This window comes from Clostridium sartagoforme (assembly GCF_004794105.1).
Lineage (GTDB): Bacteria > Bacillota > Clostridia > Clostridiales > Clostridiaceae > Clostridium > Clostridium sartagoforme_B.
In genome coordinates this window covers 48,171-69,215 of record NZ_SRYR01000008.1, presented here as the reverse complement: position 1 = coordinate 69,215, position 21,045 = coordinate 48,171, and the positions used below count along the sequence as shown (strand labels likewise).

The window sequence follows — 21,045 nt, the reverse complement described above, 5'->3', positions numbered from 1 at the left end:
ATTAGTAAGGTTATTATGATATAATTTAAATATAAAATTAAAAGTTAAGGGAGGTAATTTTGGTGAGATTTATAATAGTAACAGGATTATCAGGAGCAGGTAAAACAGAAGCAACAAGAAGTCTAGAAGATATGGGATATTTTTGCGTAGATAACCTTCCTCCAAAGTTAATACCGAAATTTGCTGAGGCTTGTGTTCAAAGTCAAGGGAAAATAGATAAAGTTGCACTTGTTATTGATATTAGAGGTGGAATTTTCTTTGACGATCTATTTGAAAGTCTTAACTATTTAAAGGCTCAAGAGTTCAAATATGAAATATTATTTTTAGATGCTTCAGATGAAGTTCTAGTTAAAAGATTTAAGGAAAGTAGAAGAAGCCACCCCTTAGCACCTGGAAGTAGAATTATTACAGGTATAAATGAGGAAAGAAAGAAACTAAGAGAAGTTAAAGATAGAGCAGATATAATAATAGATACTTCTAAGTATGCTATTAAAGACTTAAGAGAAGAAATGAGTAAAAATTATGGGAATGCACAGCAGCCAGAAAAGGATCTTTCAATAACTGTTTTAAGTTTTGGATTTAAATATGGAATCCCAGTAGATGCAGATTTAGTTTTTGATGTTAGATTTATACCAAATCCTTTTTATATACCTAAGCTTAAGCCTTTCTCAGGGAATGATGAACCAGTAAGAGATTATGTTTTAGCCCAGGAAGAAACTAAGGGATTTATAAAAAGAACAGATGATTTATTAGAGTTTTTAATTCCTTATTATAAGAAAGAGGGAAAAAGGCAATTAATTGTATCTGTTGGATGTACAGGTGGAAGACATAGATCAGTTGCAATAGCAAATTCATTATATGAAACATTAGCTAAAAGAAATTATAGTGTCTCTGTAGAGCATAGAGATATAAGGGAGGATGTGCACCAAGGAGCTAAGAAGCTATGAGAATTAAAGACTGGTTAAGGCCAGGAGTTAAAATAAAGCGGTGGTTATTCTTTGGGATATTTGGAATATTATTAATTGCTTTTGGATTTACAGAGCTTGCTGTAAGAAGGGTTTACGATGTTTACTATAAGATATTCTATATATTCTTAAATATAACAGGAGTACTTGTTATTTATATTTCAGTTATTGAAAGTATGAAGTCAATAATTGCTTTAAATAATAAAGGATATATTCAATTATCAATTGATAGTAGAAAAATGGAAAACTTAATATATGAAAAAAGATTATTAGTAAAAGGTCCTAAGATAGTAGTTATTGGTGGGGGGACGGGTCTTTCCACTATGCTTAGGGGGTTAAAGTACTATACTTCTAATATAACTGCAATAGTAACAGTTGCTGACGATGGCGGTGGATCTGGGGACTTAAGAGAAGACCTAGGAATGCTACCTCCAGGAGATATAAGAAACTGTATATTAGCACTTGCAGATACAGAGCCTCTAATGGAAGAGCTACTTCAATATAGATTTCCTGATGGGAGATTGAAAAATCAAAGCTTTGGAAACTTATTCTTAGCAGCAATGGATGGGGTAAGTGAGAACTTTGAGGATGCAGTTCAAAAAATGAGTTCTGTACTAGCAGTTACTGGGAAGGTTGTACCAGTAACTTTAGAAGATATGAAGCTTGTAGCAAGGCTTGAAAATGGTAGTGTGGTTGAAGGGGAATCCCAGATACCAGAAGAAGCAATAAAGCAAAACTCAAGAATAAAACAGCTTATGATAGAACCTAAGGATGCAAAGCCATTAAAGGATGCATTAAAGGCTATAGAAGAAGCTGATGCAATAGTTCTAGGGCCTGGTAGTCTTTATACTAGTGTAATACCTAATCTTTTAGTTAAGGATATTTCTGATTATATTAGAAAAAGTGATGCTATAAAAATTTATATTTCTAATATTATGACTCAACCAGGAGAAACACATGGTTTTAAAGCTTCAGACCATATAAAGGTTTTAAAGAAGTATGGCGGTAGAGGAATAGTAAACTATGTAATAGCAAATAGGGGAGATATACCTGCAGATGTTAAAGAAAAGTATTTAAAAGATGGATCTCAACTAGTTGATTTAGATAGTAAGGAACTTAAAAGTCTAGGGGTTGAAGTTATAGAAGCTTCTTTAGCTAAGATTGAAAAAGGCTATGTAAAGCATGATTCAGAATATTTAGCTGAAGTTTTAGTAGATACTATAATGGAAAAGAAACTTTTATATGATAGAAAGAAAATTATTGAATATATGTATGTTTCTCAGAAAATAAAAGAAAGAGATAAAAAAAGTAAGTAAATTTAAGTGAGAAGATTGTTGAAAAATGGAATTTTTTATATTTTTCGACAATCTTCTTTTTGTCTTTATTGGTAATTATCTGTTGAAATTCAGTAATAATTATAAGGAATATAGAAAAATATTAAAAGTTTTGTTAAAATATAGTATATTAAGGAAAATTTTAAAAGATGGTGTTGAGGCAAAGGGGATTTATAGTATGGTTGTTTTAATGATTTTTATTGAGATGATGTTAAATGTTATACTCTACAATGGTTTATTTAATAATGGGAAAATTAAAAATTTACTAAAATATTGTATAGTTGTGGCTGTGTGTAGCTATCTATTTTTTATTTTTAGTGAATTAAATACTTTATTTGTATATGTAGTCTTATTAGTTTTAGAGATAGTAGCAATATCATATATAGATAAAAAGGATAAGAATTTAACTCTAACAGAAATGATTCTTTGTGTAGTAGTTACTTTTGTTCTTCAGAATTCTTTAGTTACTATTTTATATTTTATAACAGGTCTTACTAAGGAACTAAGGTATCTTCAGTTATTACTATATGGGTTAAGCATAATAGTATTAATTATAGTGGTAAAAATCTTAAGAGAAAAAAAAGATATAGATTTTGAAGAATATATAGAAAATAATTTACTTATATCAAATATTATGATTAATATTTTTATGTTCTTTATGATATTTAAAATAATATATGATAGTGGTAAGTTACCTGATCTAGTAATAATAGAAATTAACATGCTTATATTTATTAATATTTTTCTAAATATAAGTTTTTATAAGAGTCTTCATAAAACTATATTAAAAAATAAGAATATGGAAGTTAAGAATGCATATAATCCATTACTTGATGAGATAATTCAGAATATAAAAGCTAATGAGCATGAGTATAAGAATCATATTAATATGCTATACTCCATGATACAAGTTTCACAGAGTATTCCAGAAATGAAAGAGAGAGCTGGAAAGTATGTAGGAAATATTCAAGATGGAAGTTATTTAAGTTCAATATTAGAAATTGAGAGTACTGTAGTAAAGGCTGTTCTATATAGTAAAATTGTAGAATGTGAACAAATTGGAGTAAGTTTAAACTATAATATTAAATCTAACATGGATAACTCTGGTTTAGATGATTCAGAAATAACTATTATGTTAAGTAACTTACTAAATAATGCTATTGAAGCAAGTAAGAATGCATTAGAAAAAAATATATCTATTAATATCAGTAAGCTTGAAAGGTATAGAATTGAGGTTAAGAATTCAATTTCGGGTCTTAAAATATCTAATGACGATATAGAAGGATTCTTTAAAAAAGGATTCTCTAGTAAGGGAACTGGAAGAGGATATGGACTATATAATGTGAAAAAAATTGTTAAAAAGCATAAAGGAAATATTTATGCAAGGTTAGTAGATAATTATCTAGTTATTGAAATTTTTATCTAAATCTTAGGTAATAAATTCTTATAAAAATTTTTGCTATTTGTGTTATAATTATTTGATAGATTAGATTATAAGGAGAATAGGCAATATGTCATTTTCATCAAAAGTAAAAGGAGAAATATGCAGATACTCTGAATTAAGTAAGGAAGAAGCATTAGCTGAAATTTCGGCAATAATGAAAGTAAGTGGAACTATAGCTTTTAGCGGACTTGGATTATCCTTTAGAATAACAACCGAGAATCCAGCTACAGCAAGACACATATTTAGCTTACTTAAGGAGCATTTTAATATTCACTCTAAGTTAATGGTTAAGAAAAGTAATTCTTTAAAAAAGAATAATATTTATATGGTTCTTATTGAGGAAGATATGGGTGTCAGGGATCTTTTAAGAGATACTGGTATATTTGCTGAAGTTGATGGTGTATTAACTTTAGATTATAGAATAGATGAAAATATGGTTATGGGAGAAGAGTTAAAAAGGGCTTATATAAGAGGAGCCTTTATTGGAGGGGGAAGTATAAGTAACCCAGAAAAAACTTATCACCTAGAATTTGTAACTCATAGCGAAGAATATGCTAGAGATTTATCTAAGCTAATTAATACCTTTGGATTAAATTCTAAAGTTATTCAAAGAAAAAATAGTTTTATTATTTATATAAAAGAAGGTGAACAAATATCGAACCTTCTAGGTATTATTGGAGCTCATACATCATTATTAGAGCTTGAAAATATAAGAATAATGAAGGAAATGAGAAACAATGTTAATAGACTAGTGAACTGTGAAACAGCAAATTTAAGTAAAACTGTTAATGCTGCTGTAAGGCAAGTTGAAAGCATAAAGTTAATACAAAGAGAAATTGGATTACAAAGACTACCTAAGAATTTAAGAGAAATAGCAGAGCTTAGACTTAGCTATCCAGATGAGTCCTTAAAGGAACTTGGAGAAATGCTAGAACCACCAGTAGGAAAGTCAGGAGTAAATCATAGACTAAGAAAAATAGAAAAAATAGCTGAAGAAATAAGATCAGGAACATATTAGCAATCCAAAGGGGGTGTTTATTTGGAGAAAAAATTTACTCATTTACATCTTCATACAGAGTATAGCTTGCTAGATGGCTCTGGAAAAATTAAAAAGCTTATAAGTAGAGCTAAAGAGCTTGGAATGGATAGTATAGCTATTACAGACCATGGAGTTATGTATGGATGTGTTGCTTTTTATAAAGAGGCTAAGGAGAATGGTATAAAGCCTATTCTTGGTTGTGAAGTATATATAGCGGCAAAGTCTATGGATATTAAGGTTAATGATAAAGAAAATAGTACCCATCACTTAGTTTTATTAGTTAAGAATGAACAAGGTTACAAGAATCTTATGGAAATAGTATCCGAAGCTTCTATTAGAGGGTTCTATTATAAGCCAAGGGTCGATCATGATTTCTTAAGAGAACATAGTGAGGGGCTTATTGCTCTTAGTGCTTGTTTAGGTGGAGAGGTGCAACAATGGCATCTTAAAGACAACTATGATAAGGCAAAAGAAGTAGCATTATTATATAAGGATATTTTTAAAGATGGTTTTTACCTTGAAATACAAAATCATGGAATGGATGAACAAAGGAAGGTTACAGAAGCTAATATTAAGTTATCTAAGGAAACTGGAATTCCTTTAGTTGCAACTAATGATGTTCATTACATAAATAAAAAAGATTCAGCTTCTCATGATATATTAATGTGTATTCAAACTGCTAAAACTGTGGATGATCCTAATAGAAGAAGATATCCTTCTAATCAGTTTTATCTAAAGTCTCAAGAGGAAATGTGGGATATGTTTTCATATGTTCCAGAGGCATTAGAGAATACAACTAAAATAGCAGAGGAGTGTAACTTTGATTACGAGTTTCACGTATCAAAGCTTCCTAAATTCCCAGTACCAGAGGGGATAGGACCTTATGATTATTTAAGGCAGCAATGCTACTTAGGATTAATTGATAGGTATGAAGTCTTCACTGAATTCAGAAATAAACCACTAAATGTTGATGAAGTTGTGGATTATTTCAAAGAAAATGAAGAAGCTTGTGGATATATTGAGAGATTAGAGTACGAACTTTCTGTTATTAAACAGATGGGATATGTAGACTACTTCTTAATAACTTGGGACTTCATAAGATTTTCTAATGAAAATGGAATTCCTACGGGACCGGGACGTGGATCTGCCGCTGGATCAATAGTTGCCTTTACATTAGGTATAACTAAAATAGATCCAATTAAATATAGCTTACTTTTTGAAAGATTCTTAAATCCTGAAAGAGTAAGTATGCCAGATATAGATAGTGACTTCTGTTATGAAAGAAGGCAAGAAGTTATAGATTATGTAGTTGAGAAATATGGGGTAAATAATGTTTCTCAAATTGTAACCTTTGGAACAATGGCTCCAAGGATTTGTATTAGGGATGTTGGTAGAGCTATGAATTATAGTTATGCTGAAGTTGATAGAATAGCTAAGATGATTCCTAATATGCTTGGAATAACTATAGATAAGGCCTTAGAAATTAATCCAGAACTTAAAAATGCTTATAATAATGAAGATAGAGTTAAGGAATTAATTGATGTAAGTAAGGATTTAGAAGGTTTGCCAAGACACTGTTCAACTCATGCAGCAGGTGTAGTTATTGCATCTAAGCCATTAGTTGAATATGTACCGCTTCAAAAAAATGATGAATCTGTAGTAGCTCAATTTGATATGACTACATTGGAGGAACTTGGACTTCTAAAGATGGATTTCCTTGGACTTAGAACTCTGACAGTTATGAATGACGCTGTTAAAATGATTAAGGAAAACCAAGGAATAGATATCAATTTAGATAAAATAGATTTTGAAGATAAAGAAGTATATAAGATGATTGGTGAAGGAAAAACAGCTGGTGTATTCCAATTAGAATCTCCAGGAATGACTTCCTTTATGAAAGAGTTAAAGCCAGATAGCCTTGAGGATATTATAGCGGGTATTTCCCTTTATAGACCAGGACCAATGGCCGAGATACCAAGATACGTAGAGTGTAAGCAAAATCCAGATAAGGTTGAATACGTAGCACCAGAACTAGAAGATATACTTAACGTAACTTATGGAGTTATGGTATATCAAGAACAGGTTATGGAGATCGTTAGAAAACTTGCTGGGTACTCTATGGGAAGAAGTGACCTTGTAAGAAGAGCAATGTCTAAGAAAAAGCACAAGGTTATGGAAGAAGAAAGAAAGAACTTCATCTATGGAGTTGTAGATGAAGAAGGTAATATTGAGGTTCCAGGATGTAAGCGTAATGGAATTTCAGAAGAAGCTGCAAATAAGATCTTTGATCAAATGATGGACTTTGCTTCCTATGCGTTTAACAAGTCCCACGCAGCAGCATATGCAGTTATAGGTTATCAAACTGCATATTTAATGAAATATTACCCTGTAGAAACTATTGCAGCTATGCTTAACTCTGTAATGGGAATTAGTGAAAAAGTTGCTCACTATATAGCTTTTGCAGAGGGGTTAGGCATACAGGTACTACCTCCAGATATAAATGAAAGCTATTCTAAATTTACTGTTAAAGGTGATAAAATTAGATTTGGATTAGCAGCTATAAAGAATGTAGGTTACAATGTTGTAGAAGCAATAGTTAATTCAAGGGCTAAAAAAGGTAACTTTGAATCATTAATAGATTTTATAAATAAGTTAGATTTATCTACAGTTAATAAAAGGGCCATTGAAAGCTTAATTAAGGCTGGAGCCCTAGATAAATTTGAGGTATTTAGATCTAAAATGCTTGCAGTTTATGAAAAATTAATGGATGGAATAGCTAATGAGAAAAGAAGAAATATAGATGGTCAAATTAGCCTTTTTGGGTTGGAAGAAGAACTTGAACTTCCAGAAGTAAATTATCCTAATATAAAGGAGTTTCCAAAGAAAAATTTATTAGCTATGGAAAAAGAAATGACAGGTTTATATTTATCAGGTCATCCATTAGATGAATATGCAGAAAGTTTAAAAGTTCAAACATCAACAAGTATCGAAAAAATTAATAAATCATATGAAATAATTAAAGAAAGTTTTAATCAGGAAGATTTACCAGAAGAAATTATTCATGATGATGAAAGAGTTATACTTGGAGGAATAATTGCTGAGTATAATCAAAAAATAACTAGGAACAATACTATAATGGCATTCTTAAAACTTGAAGATTTAACTGGGGTAATAGAAGTAATAGTATTCCCAAAAACCTTAGATAAAATTAGAGATTCTCTAAAAGAAGATGCTCTAGTAGTAATCAAAGGTAGGGTTAATATTAAGGAAGATGAATTACCTAAGTTAATATGTGAAAGTGTAGAGCCTTTAGAAAAGATAAATACTTCAAAGGTATATATAAGAAGTAAGAATCTAGATGAAGGTAAGAAACTAATGAAAGAGTTAAGAGTAATGCCAGATTATTTTAAAGGTGATACTACTGTATATTTATTCACTGAAGAGGATAGGAAGCAATATAGAATGACAAGAGATACCTGGGTTAACTTAGAGTCAGATGTATTAGATTATCTAAGAGAATTAGCTGGTGATGATAATATAAAAGTAATATAGGGCTGCTTTAGTGCAGCCTTATATCAATTAACATTATAATCCGTATATCAATTTACATTTATAAGTAGGAAAGTGGTTTAATTAAAATTACTGAAAATAGATTTTGCTTTTGAAGCCTACAAGTAAAAAAAAATTGAAAGCGTAATATTAGTATATATTCTATAGATTATATAAAATAATAAGGTTTAGCTAATGGTTTCATATTAGAAATTATGTTTAAAAATCAGAGGTTATAATTCAAAGAGAAAATTTGAATTATAAGATTTGATTATTTACATAAAAAGGCTATTTTAATTGATAAAGATGTAAATGAAATAATTTACAAAAGTAAAATAAGAAAATTTTTTATTTTAATCTATAATTATTATTTAATTAGGTTATAATATAAAATAGAGTGAATAAAAAGTCGATAAAAATCGTAATATTGCACTTATTTTAGTTGCATAAAGTTAGAGTTGCAAGTAAAATAAATAAAGTGATTGAATTTAGTAAAGAATAATGATTAAGGTAAATAATTTAAATTTATTATAGTAAATAAAAAATGGATAATTCCACATAAAGTGGGACAACCTTTGTCCCAGTGGTGTTAAGGAGGAAACAACATGAAAAAAATAGCTATTTTAACTAGTGGTGGAGATGCTCCAGGAATGAATGCAGCGATAAGAGCTGTCGTAAGAACTGCTTTACATCATGGACTTGAAGTAGTAGGAGTTCAAAGAGGTTATAGTGGTTTAATTAACGGTGAATTATTTAGTATGGATAGATCATCAGTATCAGATATTATCCATAGAGGTGGTACTATTTTAAGAACTGCTAGATGTACTGAATTTAAAAAAGAAGAAGTAAGAATTAAAGCTACAAAGATATTAAAAGCTTACGGAGTAGATGCATTAGTAGTTATTGGTGGAGATGGATCATTTACAGGAGCTAAGTTACTATCAAAGCTTGGAGTTAAAACTGTAGGATTACCAGGAACTATCGATAATGACTTAACTTATACTGATTATACAATTGGATTCGATACTGCATTAAACACAGTAATTGACGCTATTGATAAGGTTAGAGATACATCAACTTCTCATGAAAGAGTTTCTATAATTGAAGTTATGGGAAGAGATTGTGGAGATTTAGCTTTATATGCAGGTATTGCAGGTGGAGCTGAATATATAATTACTCCAGAAAAGGGATACTCTAAAGAAGAATTATGTAAGGTAATATTAGAAGGAAAACAAAAAGGTAAGATTCACAACCTAGTGCTATTAGCAGAAGGTGTAGGTGGAGCTCAAGAATTAGCTGAATATGTTGAAAGTGTTACTGGAATTGAAACTAGAGCAACCGTATTAGGACATATTCAAAGAGGTGGTAGCCCAACTGCAAATGACAGAGTTTTAGCATCAAGAATGGGTTCAAAAGCTGTTGAAGTATTATTAGAAGGAAAAACTTCAAGAGTTATTGGAATTAGAAATAACGAAATAATCGATGATGATATAGATGAAGCTTTAGCTTTAGATAGAAAATTTGATGATAAGTTATTTGAAATGGCAAATGAAATTTCATCATAATTAATTTATATTGGAGAGTAAAATTAATTACTCTTATTACCTAATAAATTAAGCTTTTAAGTAAGCTGAAAATATTATATATAGAATTGAAGGAGTGTTAATTACATGAGAAAAACTAAGATGATCTGTACTATAGGACCAGCTAGTGAAAGTCCAGAAGTATTATCTAAGATAATAGAAGCAGGAATGAATGCGTCAAGACATAACTTTTCACATGGAGATCATGCTGAGCATGCAGGAAGAATTAATTTAGTAAAAGAATTAGCAAAGAAACATAATAAAGAAATAGCTATAATGCTTGATACTAAAGGACCAGAAATAAGAACAGGTAAGTTTGAGCCAAAGAAAGTTGAACTAAAAACTGGTGATAACTTTGTAATATATGCTGGAGAAGAAGTAATCGGAGACACTACTAAGTGTACAGTTACTTATGAAGGTTTAGCAAACGATGTTAAAGCAGGAGATACTATATTAATAGATGACGGTTTAGTTGGATTAAAAGTAGAATCTATTGATGGAAAGAAAATCAACTGTAAAGTTATGAACACTGGATTTGTTGGAACTCACAAAGGAGTTAACGTTCCAGGAGTATCAATAAAATTACCAGCATTAACAGAAAAAGATATAGCTGACTTAAAATTCGGTTGTGAAATCGGAGTTAACTTAGTTGCTGCATCATTCATAAGAAAAGCTGCAGACGTTGAAGCTATAAGAAAAGTATTAGTAGAAAATGGTGGAGAGCACATTCAAATATTCTCTAAGATAGAGAACCAAGAAGGTGTTGATAATATAGATGCTATAATTGAAGCTTCTGATGGTATAATGGTAGCTAGAGGAGACCTAGGAGTTGAAATTCCTATGGAAAAACTACCAGCTGTTCAAAAGATGATAATAGGAAAATGTAACGAAGCTGGAAAGCCAGTTATAACAGCTACACAAATGTTAGACTCTATGATCAGAAACCCAAGACCAACAAGAGCAGAAGTATCAGACGTAGCTAATGCTATCTATGATGGAACAGATGCTATAATGTTATCAGGAGAATCAGCTAACGGAGATTGGCCAGTAGAAGCTGTTCAAACTATGGCTAAGATAGCTGTAGAAGCAGAAAACCAATTACACTATGAAATAGCTACTTCAAAGGCTAAGAGCCACATACCTGCAATAGCAGGAGTTATTTCAAGAGCTGCTGCAAACGCTGCATTTGAATTACAAGCTTCAGCTATTATATCTTCAACTCAAAGTGGAGCAACAGCTGGAAGACTATCTCAATGTAGACCAGACTGTCCAATAGTTGCAGTAACTCCAGATGAAAAAGTTGCTAAGAAATTAGCTTTATTCTTTGGTGTTTATCCAGTAGTATCTGGACAAATGCAATCAACTGACCATATGATGGAAGAATCAGTTAAGGTTGCAGAAACAAATGGATTTGTTAAGAAGGGTGATACTGTTGTAATCGCAGCAGGAGTTCCAGTAGATAAGATTGGAGCTACAAACCTATTAAGAGTAAGTGTTGTAGAATAATATATAAAAAGGTTGCCGAAAGGCAACCTTTTTTCAATTAACAGTTAACAATTAATCTTGTGAATTAATATTTTTATATTAAGGGTCTGAGTTTCTCATTAATAAATTAGAATATAACTAGATTATTACATTGGAAATAAAGAATAATTTATCGTTTACTTTTAATAAATTTCAAAAATTATTATTTAATTGATTATTATTATCATTTAAAAACTATATAGGCGACTTATGGTTAAATATTAGTATAAATAAAGTATAAAATTTATATTAATATGGATAATTAACAAAATGTTCATATTTATATTGATAAAAGTTAAGTTATAATGTATATTATGATATGAATATTATAATAATATTAATATGGAATTAAGTGGCAACAAAATTCTGAACTTGGGCATCTGAAAAGATGCCATTTTTTTTATATTTTTTTATTAGATAGACTATGTTTAGAATATTTGAGTTAGGAAATTATCCAAGCAACTTATATAAAAATAAAAACTATATGCTTTGAATTTAGATAATTTACTACAAAAAAGTTCAAGCTTACAATATTATAAGAATGTGGTTATGGATTACTAATTGAAATATAGATAATAGAAAATTATAATTTTTTGTGCTATTATAAGATGAAACTCTAGGAATAAACAAATTTACAAAGTTTACGAGGTGAGTAATTTGGTTGAAAAGAATAAAGAATATATATTAGATATTATAAGCATTGGTTACGAAGGTGAAGGAATAGCTAAAATAGAAGGCTATCCTATATTTATAGAAGGAGCAATTTTAGGAGAAAAGGTTAAGGTATTAATAGTAAAAGTAAAGAAAAATTATGCCTATGGAAAGTTACTAGAAGTAATAGAACCTTCTTCAGAAAGAGTTGAGCCTAAATGTGGTATTTATAAAAGATGTGGTGGATGTACAGTTCAGCATATGAGTTATAAAAAGCAATTAGATTATAAGTTTGAAAGAGTTAAAGATTGTATAACTAAAATAGGTGGATTATCTGAAGAGTTAGTTAAATATCCAATTGGAATGGATAATCCAGAAAGATATAGAAATAAAGTTCAATTGCCAGTAGGAATGGTAAAGGGAAAACTTAATATAGGATTCTATGCCTCAAGAAGTCATAACATAATAGATTTAGATACTTGTTTAATACAAGATAAGGTGGCAGATAGAGTTACTAATTTAGCAAGACAATGGATGTTGAAATATAATATTCAGCCAGCAAGTGTTGATGGAGTTTTTAGTAAAAAAGGTTTAATAAGACATATAATGATTAGAAAAGGCTTCACAACAAATGAAGTAATGGTAGTTTTAGTAGCTACTAAAGATAAGGTTCCATACATAAATGAATTTATAAATGAAATAGTAGAAAAGATAGATGGAATAAAGAGTATAGTTTTAAATGTAAATAAAGAAAATACTAATGTAATATTAGGTCAAGAATGTATAACTCTATGGGGAGAAGATACAATAACAGATTACATAGATCACTTTAAGTTTAATATTTCACCATTATCATTCTTCCAAGTAAATCCTGTACAAACAGAAAAGCTTTATTCAAAGGCTTTAGAATATGCAGGATTAACAGGAGAGGAAACAGTATTTGATGCTTACTGTGGAACTGGAACTATAACATTATTCCTATCTCAAAAAGCAAAGAAGGTATATGGGGTAGAAATAATAGAACCAGCAATAATCAATGCAAGGGAAAATGCAAGGATAAATAATATAGAAAATGCAGAATTCTTTGTAGGAAAATCAGAAGAAGTAATACCAGAATTAATTGAAAAAGGAATTGTACCAGAAGTTATAGTAGTAGATCCACCAAGAAAGGGCTGTGATATAAAACTACTAGAAGCTATAGGAAAAGCAAAGCCTGAGAAAGTAGTGTACGTATCCTGTGATCCAAGTACCTTAGCAAGAGATTTAAAGATACTAGAAGAACAAGGATATAAAACAGAAGAAGTTCAGCCAGTAGACATGTTCCCAATGACAAGTCATATTGAGAACGTAACTTTACTTATCAAGGAGCAGAGCGACGAAGAAAAGTAATTAGTACGTTCCATGCAAGGGTTCACCAAGAATACAAGCTGAGCGAAGTATGATTGGAATGGAACCTACTGCTGAGAACGTAACTTTACTTATCAAGGAGCAGAGCGACGAAGAAAAGTAATTAGTACGTTCCATGCAAGGGTTCACCAAGAATACAAGCTGAGCGAAGTATGATTGGAATGGAACCTACTGCTGAGAACGTAACTTTACTTATCAAGGAGCAGAGCGACGAAGAAAAGTAATTAGTACGTTCCATGCAAAGATTGACCAAGAAGACAAACTTGTGAAGTCTGATTGGAAGCAATCCCCTGCTGAAATTGTTAATAAGAATCAATAAGATAAATTAAGTTAGAATTAAATAAGTATTAAAGATATTACCAGTTGAGAATGAAAGGTTATTCTTGACTGGTTATTTTTGCTTAAAAAATGCTAAATAACTTTAATAAGAGTTACAATCTAACACAGTACAACATAATATAATATATTAAATTACATATATAAGTATATTAGTAAAGGGTTAAATTTTCATTTTGAAATGAGTTGCAAAGTGAATTAACGACAAAATTTAACACAATTTTACAAGTATTTTATTGAAGTTTATAATGTGACTATATTATAATTATTTTGTAATTATTTCTGAGGAACATTAAGGGGAGAGATAGTCAAAATGATATTGGGGAATATAGAATAGATTATTTTAAATCAGCCATTTAAAGTACAAATTTAGTTAGATAATAATAATGATAAAAAGAAAAATTTCAAAAGTTAGGCTATTTATCATTCTAAAAGGGGATTTGTAAATATGATTGAATGGATCGACAAGTATAAGACTGGGATAGAATTAATAGACAAGCAGCATAAAGAGTTATTTAGATTATTTAATAGAATTTATGAGCTATATAATAATGAGTTTATCATTGATAAATACGATCAAATTATAACAGCCATAGAAGAATTAAAAAGTTACACTAAATATCACTTTGAAGCTGAAGAAGAATATATGGTGTCTATTAGATATAAGAAATTTTTTGAACATAAGTTAAAACATGAAGAATTGATAAATAAAATTGACTCAATAGATTATAATATTATTGATGAAGATAAACAAAGTCATTTACTTGAGTTAATGAAGTTTCTCACAGAATGGTTAGTTCAGCATGTTTTAATAGAAGATAAGCAGTATGTAAGCATAGGTTAGAAATATTATAAAGAATGTTACTTTTAGATAGCTTTATTTAAGACCTTGACCTTCCTCAGATTAATTCTTAAAAATGTATTTATAATGTACTGGAAGCTATGATTTTCTTTATAAAAAATATAAATATAAATCACAATTGATCCAGTCTGTGAATAAGTATATAATATATATAACTATAAAAATATTTTTAGTCATATATATTTGAAAGAGGTGATAATATGCCTAAGGGTTTCACTGATGATGAGAAGAAAATAATTACTAATAAACTAATAGAAGAATGTAAATATAGTTGGCAAAGGTACGGATATAAAAAAACTAGTGTTGATGAACTATGTAAAAATGCTGGAATTTCTAAAGGAGCTTTCTATATTTTCTTTAAAACTAAAGAAGAACTTTTTTATAATACATTAAAAGAAGTTCAAGAAAACTTATATAAAGTGGTTGAAGAAAAAATTGCTCTGAGCCCTAATAAAAATGGCGTAGCTGATGCCCTTAAGGAAATTTTTAGTGAGTATATCAATAGTAGTTTTATATATGATACAAAGAGTGTAGATTTTATAAGCTTCTTTAATAAATTAAGTGAGGAAGAAAGAAATGACCTATCTAATAAAAGTTATATTGGTGCAAAAGGTATGTTAGATAAGCCTTTTCTTAAACTAAAGATTGAAGAAGATTTAGCTATTTCTGTTTTATCTGCAATGTTAATTACTATAACTCAAAAGGAGAGTATGTTATGTGATCCGATAAATGTATTTGACTTTATGATTGATAATCTTATAGATAGTATTTTTGAATAGGAGGGTAATATGAAAACTATAAATTTGAAAGAGCACAATAAAAAGTATATGGAAATTTCAAAGAAAGCAGCAGAAGGAATATATCCATCTAAAAAAATTGCAAAGATTGGCTCTATTGCAGGGTTAGGTATAGGTGGAGTTTTAGTTATAGGTGGAATATATGGATTAGCACAAGGTGCAATCTTTGGCATAGGTACAATAATTGCTGGTGTAGTTACAGGGATTTCTAATATTATTAATTTAAAAAGAATTGAATCTAAGTAAACTAAGAAGCTGTATAGATTGAATTATTAAACTCAATCTTATGCAGCTTTTCTTTTAATTCAGCAATTCCAATTGAAAATACAAACATAGTTAATAATTGTTGTTATTATAGTTAAGGATTATTTTTAGAGTTATTTAAAGTTATTATTATTTAATATAAATTATCTATATATTTTGAATATTTAGGTATATAATAACATAATAGTAATAATTTTAAGGAGGATATTGATGGTTTTATTTGAAGTAAATTATTTCTCAAATGCATTAGGTATTAATACTAATTTAAATGTTCTTATTCCTCAGATGAAAACAGAGCAAATAGATGATAAGGATTATGATAATTATAATAAAGATGGATATCCAGTAATATATTTATTACATGGTTTAGGAAATGATGAAAGTATTTGGATGCGTAGAACCTCCATAGAAAGGTATGCATCACAGTATGGGTTTGCAGTAGTTATGCCGACAACTCAATTAGGAGGCTATAGAGATACTGCTTATGGTCCTAAATACTGGACATTTATTTCAGAAGAACTTCCTAGTTTTTGTAAGGAGCATTTTGCTAATATATCAGATAAAAAGGAAGATACATTTGTAGTGGGAGCATCTATGGGGGGACATGGAGCCTTTAAGTTAGCTTTATCCAAGCCAGAAAGATTTAAGGCAGCTGCGTCATTATCAGGTCCATTAGAAATTGCAAGTGATTCAAATATGGAAAGATTTAAAAGTAAAAGGCCTTTTTGGGAGGGGATATATGGAAGTCTTGAAAATATAAGAGGATCTGAAAGTGATTTAGTTTATCTTGCAGGCTCTATATTAGAGAATAAAGAAATTAAAATTGAAGAAAGACCTAGGCTTTATTCATGGTGTGGGACAGAAGATTTTTTATATGATTGTAATTTGGAATTTGAGGATAAAATGAAGGCTATTGGAATGGATTTAGATTCTAATCATTCAAGTGGAGAGCATAATTGGACATGCTGGGATAGAGAAATTCAAAATGTGTTAAAATGGTTTAGTGATTTAAGAAATGAATAAAAAACATTATTTTTATCAAAGCAAAATGAGAAATAAGCATATCCTATGTTGTATGAATATAATTAAATACTGATGAATAATATATCATAAAACAGTATATAAATTTAAGTCAGTTCCAATATAGGAGGTATAAAATGAGTTACACTAATCCGGATGGACAACCACAGGGGATTGCATCACTTGATACAAATAAATTAAGGGAGATATTAATAGCTGAAATTGATGCGATAAACGGTTATGCTGACCATATTGCAAATTCGAACATGGAAGAAATTAATGATGCTTGGAGAAGTATTATGAGAGATGAAAAAAAACATTATGGTATGATTCTTTCTTTGCTTCGTAAATATGATCCAATGCAATATAAAGCGTATCAAGATCATATTAGTGATAAATTAGGTCCTAAGTTGCCTATGCAAACATATAAACCAAACTATGATAAGCAGATAATATTAAACAATGTAAGAGAAGATATAAAAGGTGAGCTTGAAGCTGTTATCCTATATGAACAGCATATAAATACAATTCCATATAATGATGTCAGATATACATTATATTCAATAATTAATGATGAAAAGGAACATGCTGAGCACTTAACACAACTATTATTGAAGTATGATACAGATAAATATAACGATCTTTAGTATAAAATATTATATTATGGCACATTTATTGTTATACGAATCTAATATTAAAGCGGACAATTCAATTTGTCTGCTTTAATTATTTTTATATGAGAATTTTTTTATTTATAAGATATTAATATGCAAATAGGTTTAGTAGAATGATTCAGATATAAAGTTGTTGAAGAAAAAATAGCTATGAATCCTAATAAAAATGGCGTAGCCGATGCGCTTAAAGAAATTGTTAGTGAGTATAACAATAGTATTTTTATGTATGATACAAAGAGTGTAGATTTTATAAGCTTCTTTAATAGATTAAGCGAAGAAGAAAGAAATGAACTATCTAATAAAAGTTATATTGGAGCAAAAGGTATGATAAATAAGCCTTTTCTTAAAAAGAATTATATTTTACATAAAAAGAATAAAATGGTAGTATAGTTGGTAACCCAAATTTTTAAATGAAAAAAGTTAATCTAAAATATATTAATTATTTTAGGATTTAGGAAAGAAATAGGATGGATATAAAAATGTACAATTGATTAGTTTAGTGAGGTGAAAAATATGGAAGAAAAAATTAAGGCGTTAAAGGCAGCATTTCCATTAACTATTCCTGTTTTCACAGGTTTTATTTTTTTGAGTATTGCCTATGGTATATTAATGAATAGCAAGGGATATGGCGTTGGCTGGACACTTCTAATGAGCTTAGTAGTTTATGCTGGTTCAGCACAATTTGTAGCAGTTACCTTTCTTACTACTGCTTTTAACCCTATATACGCATTATTAATGACATTAATGATAAATGCCCGTCATTTATTTTATGGTATTTCAATGCTGGATAAATATAAGGATGCTGGAAAGTTAAAGCCATACCTTATATTTGGATTATGTGATGAGACATTTTCAATAGTATGTTCTAAGGAGCCACCAGAAGGAGTAAGTGATAAGTGGTTTAGATTTTTTATAACTTTGCTTAATTATACATATTGGGCAGTAGGATCTGTAATTGGTTCATTACTAGGTAATGTGGTTACATTTAATACTAAGGGATTAGATTTTGTTTTAACTGCATTGTTTGTAGTAATATTTGTTGGACAATGGAAAAGTAATAAAGATCATAAAGCAGCTATTATTGGTATTTTGTGTTCAGTAGTTTCTTTAGTTATATTTGGGCCAGGCGGTTTTATAATTCCTGCTATGATTGCAATTATAGCTGTATTATCAATAACCCAAAAGAGATCTGAGGAAGAGCAGAGCCTAACAGAGGAGGGGGTACAATGACATTAACACCTATTCAAATATTAATTACGATTTTGATGGTAGTTATAGGCACTATGATAACTAGATTTTTACCTTTTATAATATTTAAAAATCATAATAAAGATAATAAATATATCAATTATCTTGGAGAAGTTTTACCTTATGCAGCAATAGGACTTTTAGTTATTTATTGTCTAAAGAATGTAAGTTTTACTAGCACTTCACTTTGGCTTCCAGAAGCTATAGCTATTGTGTGTATTATTGGACTTCATTACTGGAAGGAAAATACTCTATTAAGTATTGGAGCAGGTACAGTTATATACATGTTTCTTGTTCAAGTAATTTTTATCTAAAAATATATTGACTCTCCCCTATACAGTAGATTATATAGTAGAAATATAAAGAGGATTAAATAATCTAATTGTAGAATCAATAACTATAAGTATAAATATGTATAGTTAACTGATTCTATATTTGTAAAAAGTTTTATAGTACTAATTTGAAAGAGGGGAAGAAAAATGGCATTTGATTATAAAAAGGAATATAAGGAATTCTATATGCCACCTAAGAAACCTACTATAGTTGAGATTCCAAGTATGAATTTTATTGCTGTAAGGGGTAAGGGTGATCCAAATGAAGAGGATGGAGAATATAAAAAATCCATAGGATTGCTTTATGGAATTGCTTATACTTTAAAGATGAGTTATAAGGGTGATTATAAAATTAAAGATTATTTTCAATATGTTGTTCCACCTTTAGAGGGGTTCTGGTGGCAAGAAGGAATTAAGGGAGTTGACTATTCCAATAAAGATAGTTTTAATTGGATTTCAATTATTAGATTACCTGATTTCATTACAAAGGAAGATTTTCATTGGGCTATAGAAGAGGCTACAAAGAAGAAGAAAACTGATTATTCAAAAGTTGAATTTTTAACTTATGATGAAGGACTTTGTGTTCAATGTATGCATATGGGGCCTTATGATGATGAGCCTGAAACCGTTGAAGCTATGCATAAGTTTGCTTTAGAAAATGGATATAAAATTGATATTAATGAAGAAAGATATCATCATGAAATTTATATAAGTGATCCAAGAAAATGTGATATAAGTAGATTGAAAACGGTAGTTAGACATCCTATTAAAAAGATTGATTAATTAAAAATATAATCAAAAGTGTGTTGACTCTTACCTATACAGGAGGCGTTATAGTATAGATAAGAGGAGGAGTAAACTATGTATAAGATTGGAGAATTTTCAAAAATAACTAACTTAACTATTAAAGCTTTGCACTATTATGATGAGCAAGATATTTTAAAACCATCTTCAAAGAATGAAGCAAATTATAGACTTTATAGTGATGAAGATTTAAAGAAAGCAAGGTTAATAGTTCTTCTAAAAAATTTTTCTTTTTCTATTAAAGAAATTAAAGATGTAGTAGATAACTATACATCTGAAGAAGACCTGAAGTATTTTCTTAATGAAAAAAGAGAGGCAATTTTAGAAAATATAAAAAAAGAAAAAGAATTAGTAAATCTAATTAATAGAAATATTCCTTCTACTTTATTTAAGGAGGAATATACTATGGATTATTTAGTGGATCAAAAAAATTTTCAAAAGGTTAATGTAATTACTTTTAGATTTAAGGGGAAATATTCTGATGTGGGAGAATATATTTCTAGCTTATATAAAGAAGCTAAATCTAATGGGACGGGGCCTGTTTTAAATTTATATTATGATGAGGGATATGAAGAAGAAGCTGATATAGAAATATGTGTACCTTTAAAGAAGAAGATCACATCATCTAAGTTTGAAGTTAAAGAGCTACCAGAAATTAATGCTTTATCGACTATTCATAAAGGATCATATGATAATATAAATAATGCTTATAAGGCAATAATAGACTATGCTAAAGAAAATAATATTGAAATAAATGCACCATCAAGATTGATATATCATAAAGGACCAGGCATGGTTTTTAAAGGGAATCCAGAGAACTATATTACGGAAGTAATTATCCCAATTAAGAATTAACAATTATTAACCTGCCTTCCTGGTGGATCTTTATCTTAAAAATATAAATTAATAGAAAGTAATTTAATAAATATGTTAATAGTTCTAGGTTTTGGAGTAGTAATATTTACTTACCTTAGTTATTTTAAGACAAAGAAAATATAGTAATTAAGATTTATAAGACTAATGTAACCAAATTTAAATTTGATTACATTAGTCTTTTATATTTCAAATTAGCTTTAATAAAATTTCAAACTTTCTAATTTTCTAATTTTCTTAAATATTTATTTTGGGAAAAATAGTATTGACAAAAAAATCCACTCTGCATATAATAGCAATATAGCATAAATCCGATAGGAATAATAGGTTATGATAAGA

At 29.2% G+C, this 21,045-nt stretch carries 18 protein-coding genes; all 18 read left to right on the top strand.

The features are described from left to right. The first annotated feature begins 62 nt into the window (after nt 1-62). The 18 genes from rapZ (at nt 63) to E5347_RS12905 (ending at nt 20,688) form a co-directional block, all read left to right on the top strand. Complete coding sequence (gene rapZ / locus E5347_RS12990; RefSeq protein ID WP_136007658.1) at nt 63-947, top strand: RNase adapter RapZ; 885 nt, start codon at nt 63-65, stop codon at nt 945-947. After that, nucleotides 944-2,281, top strand: coding sequence for a gluconeogenesis factor YvcK family protein (locus tag E5347_RS12985; protein WP_136007657.1), 1,338 nt, complete (start codon nt 944-946; stop codon nt 2,279-2,281). The genes rapZ and E5347_RS12985 overlap by 4 nt, the downstream gene beginning before the upstream one ends. Nucleotides 2,282-2,477: 196 nt before the next feature. Continuing rightward, entirely contained in the window at nt 2,478-3,725 is a 1,248-nt protein-coding gene (locus tag E5347_RS12980; RefSeq protein ID WP_136007656.1) for a sensor histidine kinase, read from the top strand. Between the two features lie 85 nt (nt 3,726-3,810). Continuing rightward, nucleotides 3,811-4,761 carry a DNA-binding protein WhiA gene (whiA, locus tag E5347_RS12975; protein WP_136007655.1) on the top strand — a complete coding sequence of 317 codons (951 nt, stop codon included), beginning with the start codon at nt 3,811-3,813 and terminating at the stop codon, nt 4,759-4,761. A 21-nt stretch (nt 4,762-4,782) separates the two neighbouring features. Then, on the top strand, nt 4,783-8,334 hold the full coding sequence (locus E5347_RS12970) for a DNA polymerase III subunit alpha (protein ID WP_136007654.1): 3,552 nt from the start codon (nt 4,783-4,785) through the stop codon (nt 8,332-8,334). A gap of 602 nt (nt 8,335-8,936) precedes the next feature. Next, a complete protein-coding gene (pfkA, locus tag E5347_RS12965) occupies nt 8,937-9,896 on the top strand; it encodes a 6-phosphofructokinase (protein ID WP_136007653.1) in 960 nt (319 codons plus the stop codon). Between the two features lie 105 nt (nt 9,897-10,001). Next, nucleotides 10,002-11,420: a pyruvate kinase gene (gene pyk / locus E5347_RS12960; protein WP_136007652.1), complete on the top strand. Its 1,419-nt coding sequence runs from the start codon at nt 10,002-10,004 to the stop codon at nt 11,418-11,420. A gap of 675 nt (nt 11,421-12,095) precedes the next feature. Further along, a complete protein-coding gene (gene rlmD / locus E5347_RS12955) occupies nt 12,096-13,478 on the top strand; it encodes a 23S rRNA (uracil(1939)-C(5))-methyltransferase RlmD (protein ID WP_136007651.1) in 1,383 nt (460 codons plus the stop codon). 802 nt (nt 13,479-14,280) lie between these two features. After that, nucleotides 14,281-14,676, top strand: coding sequence for a bacteriohemerythrin (locus E5347_RS12950; RefSeq protein ID WP_136007650.1), 396 nt, complete (start codon nt 14,281-14,283; stop codon nt 14,674-14,676). 218 nt (nt 14,677-14,894) lie between these two features. Beyond that, entirely contained in the window at nt 14,895-15,473 is a 579-nt protein-coding gene (locus tag E5347_RS12945; RefSeq protein WP_136007649.1) for a TetR/AcrR family transcriptional regulator, read from the top strand. Nucleotides 15,474-15,482: 9 nt separating this feature from the next. Further along, nucleotides 15,483-15,737, top strand: coding sequence for a hypothetical protein (locus E5347_RS12940; RefSeq protein ID WP_136007648.1), 255 nt, complete (start codon nt 15,483-15,485; stop codon nt 15,735-15,737). A 228-nt stretch (nt 15,738-15,965) separates the two neighbouring features. After that, entirely contained in the window at nt 15,966-16,778 is an 813-nt protein-coding gene (locus tag E5347_RS12935; RefSeq protein WP_136007647.1) for an alpha/beta hydrolase, read from the top strand. A 134-nt stretch (nt 16,779-16,912) separates the two neighbouring features. Then, entirely contained in the window at nt 16,913-17,422 is a 510-nt protein-coding gene (locus E5347_RS12930; RefSeq protein ID WP_136007646.1) for a ferritin family protein, read from the top strand. 177 nt (nt 17,423-17,599) lie between these two features. After that, nucleotides 17,600-17,839 (top strand): hypothetical protein, encoded by a 240-nt coding sequence (locus E5347_RS12925; RefSeq protein ID WP_136007645.1) that lies wholly within the window; start codon nt 17,600-17,602, stop codon nt 17,837-17,839. A 123-nt stretch (nt 17,840-17,962) separates the two neighbouring features. Beyond that, the gene (locus tag E5347_RS12920; protein WP_136007644.1) at nt 17,963-18,679 is read left to right on the top strand and encodes an AzlC family ABC transporter permease; all 717 of its coding nucleotides are present in this window, start codon (nt 17,963-17,965) and stop codon (nt 18,677-18,679) included. Then, entirely contained in the window at nt 18,676-19,011 is a 336-nt protein-coding gene (locus E5347_RS12915) for a branched-chain amino acid transporter permease (protein ID WP_136007643.1), read from the top strand. The genes E5347_RS12920 and E5347_RS12915 overlap by 4 nt, the downstream gene beginning before the upstream one ends. Before the next feature lie 165 nt (nt 19,012-19,176). Next, nucleotides 19,177-19,812, top strand: coding sequence for a GyrI-like domain-containing protein (locus tag E5347_RS12910; protein ID WP_136007642.1), 636 nt, complete (start codon nt 19,177-19,179; stop codon nt 19,810-19,812). A 78-nt stretch (nt 19,813-19,890) separates the two neighbouring features. Next, nucleotides 19,891-20,688, top strand: coding sequence for a MerR family transcriptional regulator (locus E5347_RS12905; protein WP_136007641.1), 798 nt, complete (start codon nt 19,891-19,893; stop codon nt 20,686-20,688). Nucleotides 20,689-21,045 lie beyond the last annotated feature (357 nt).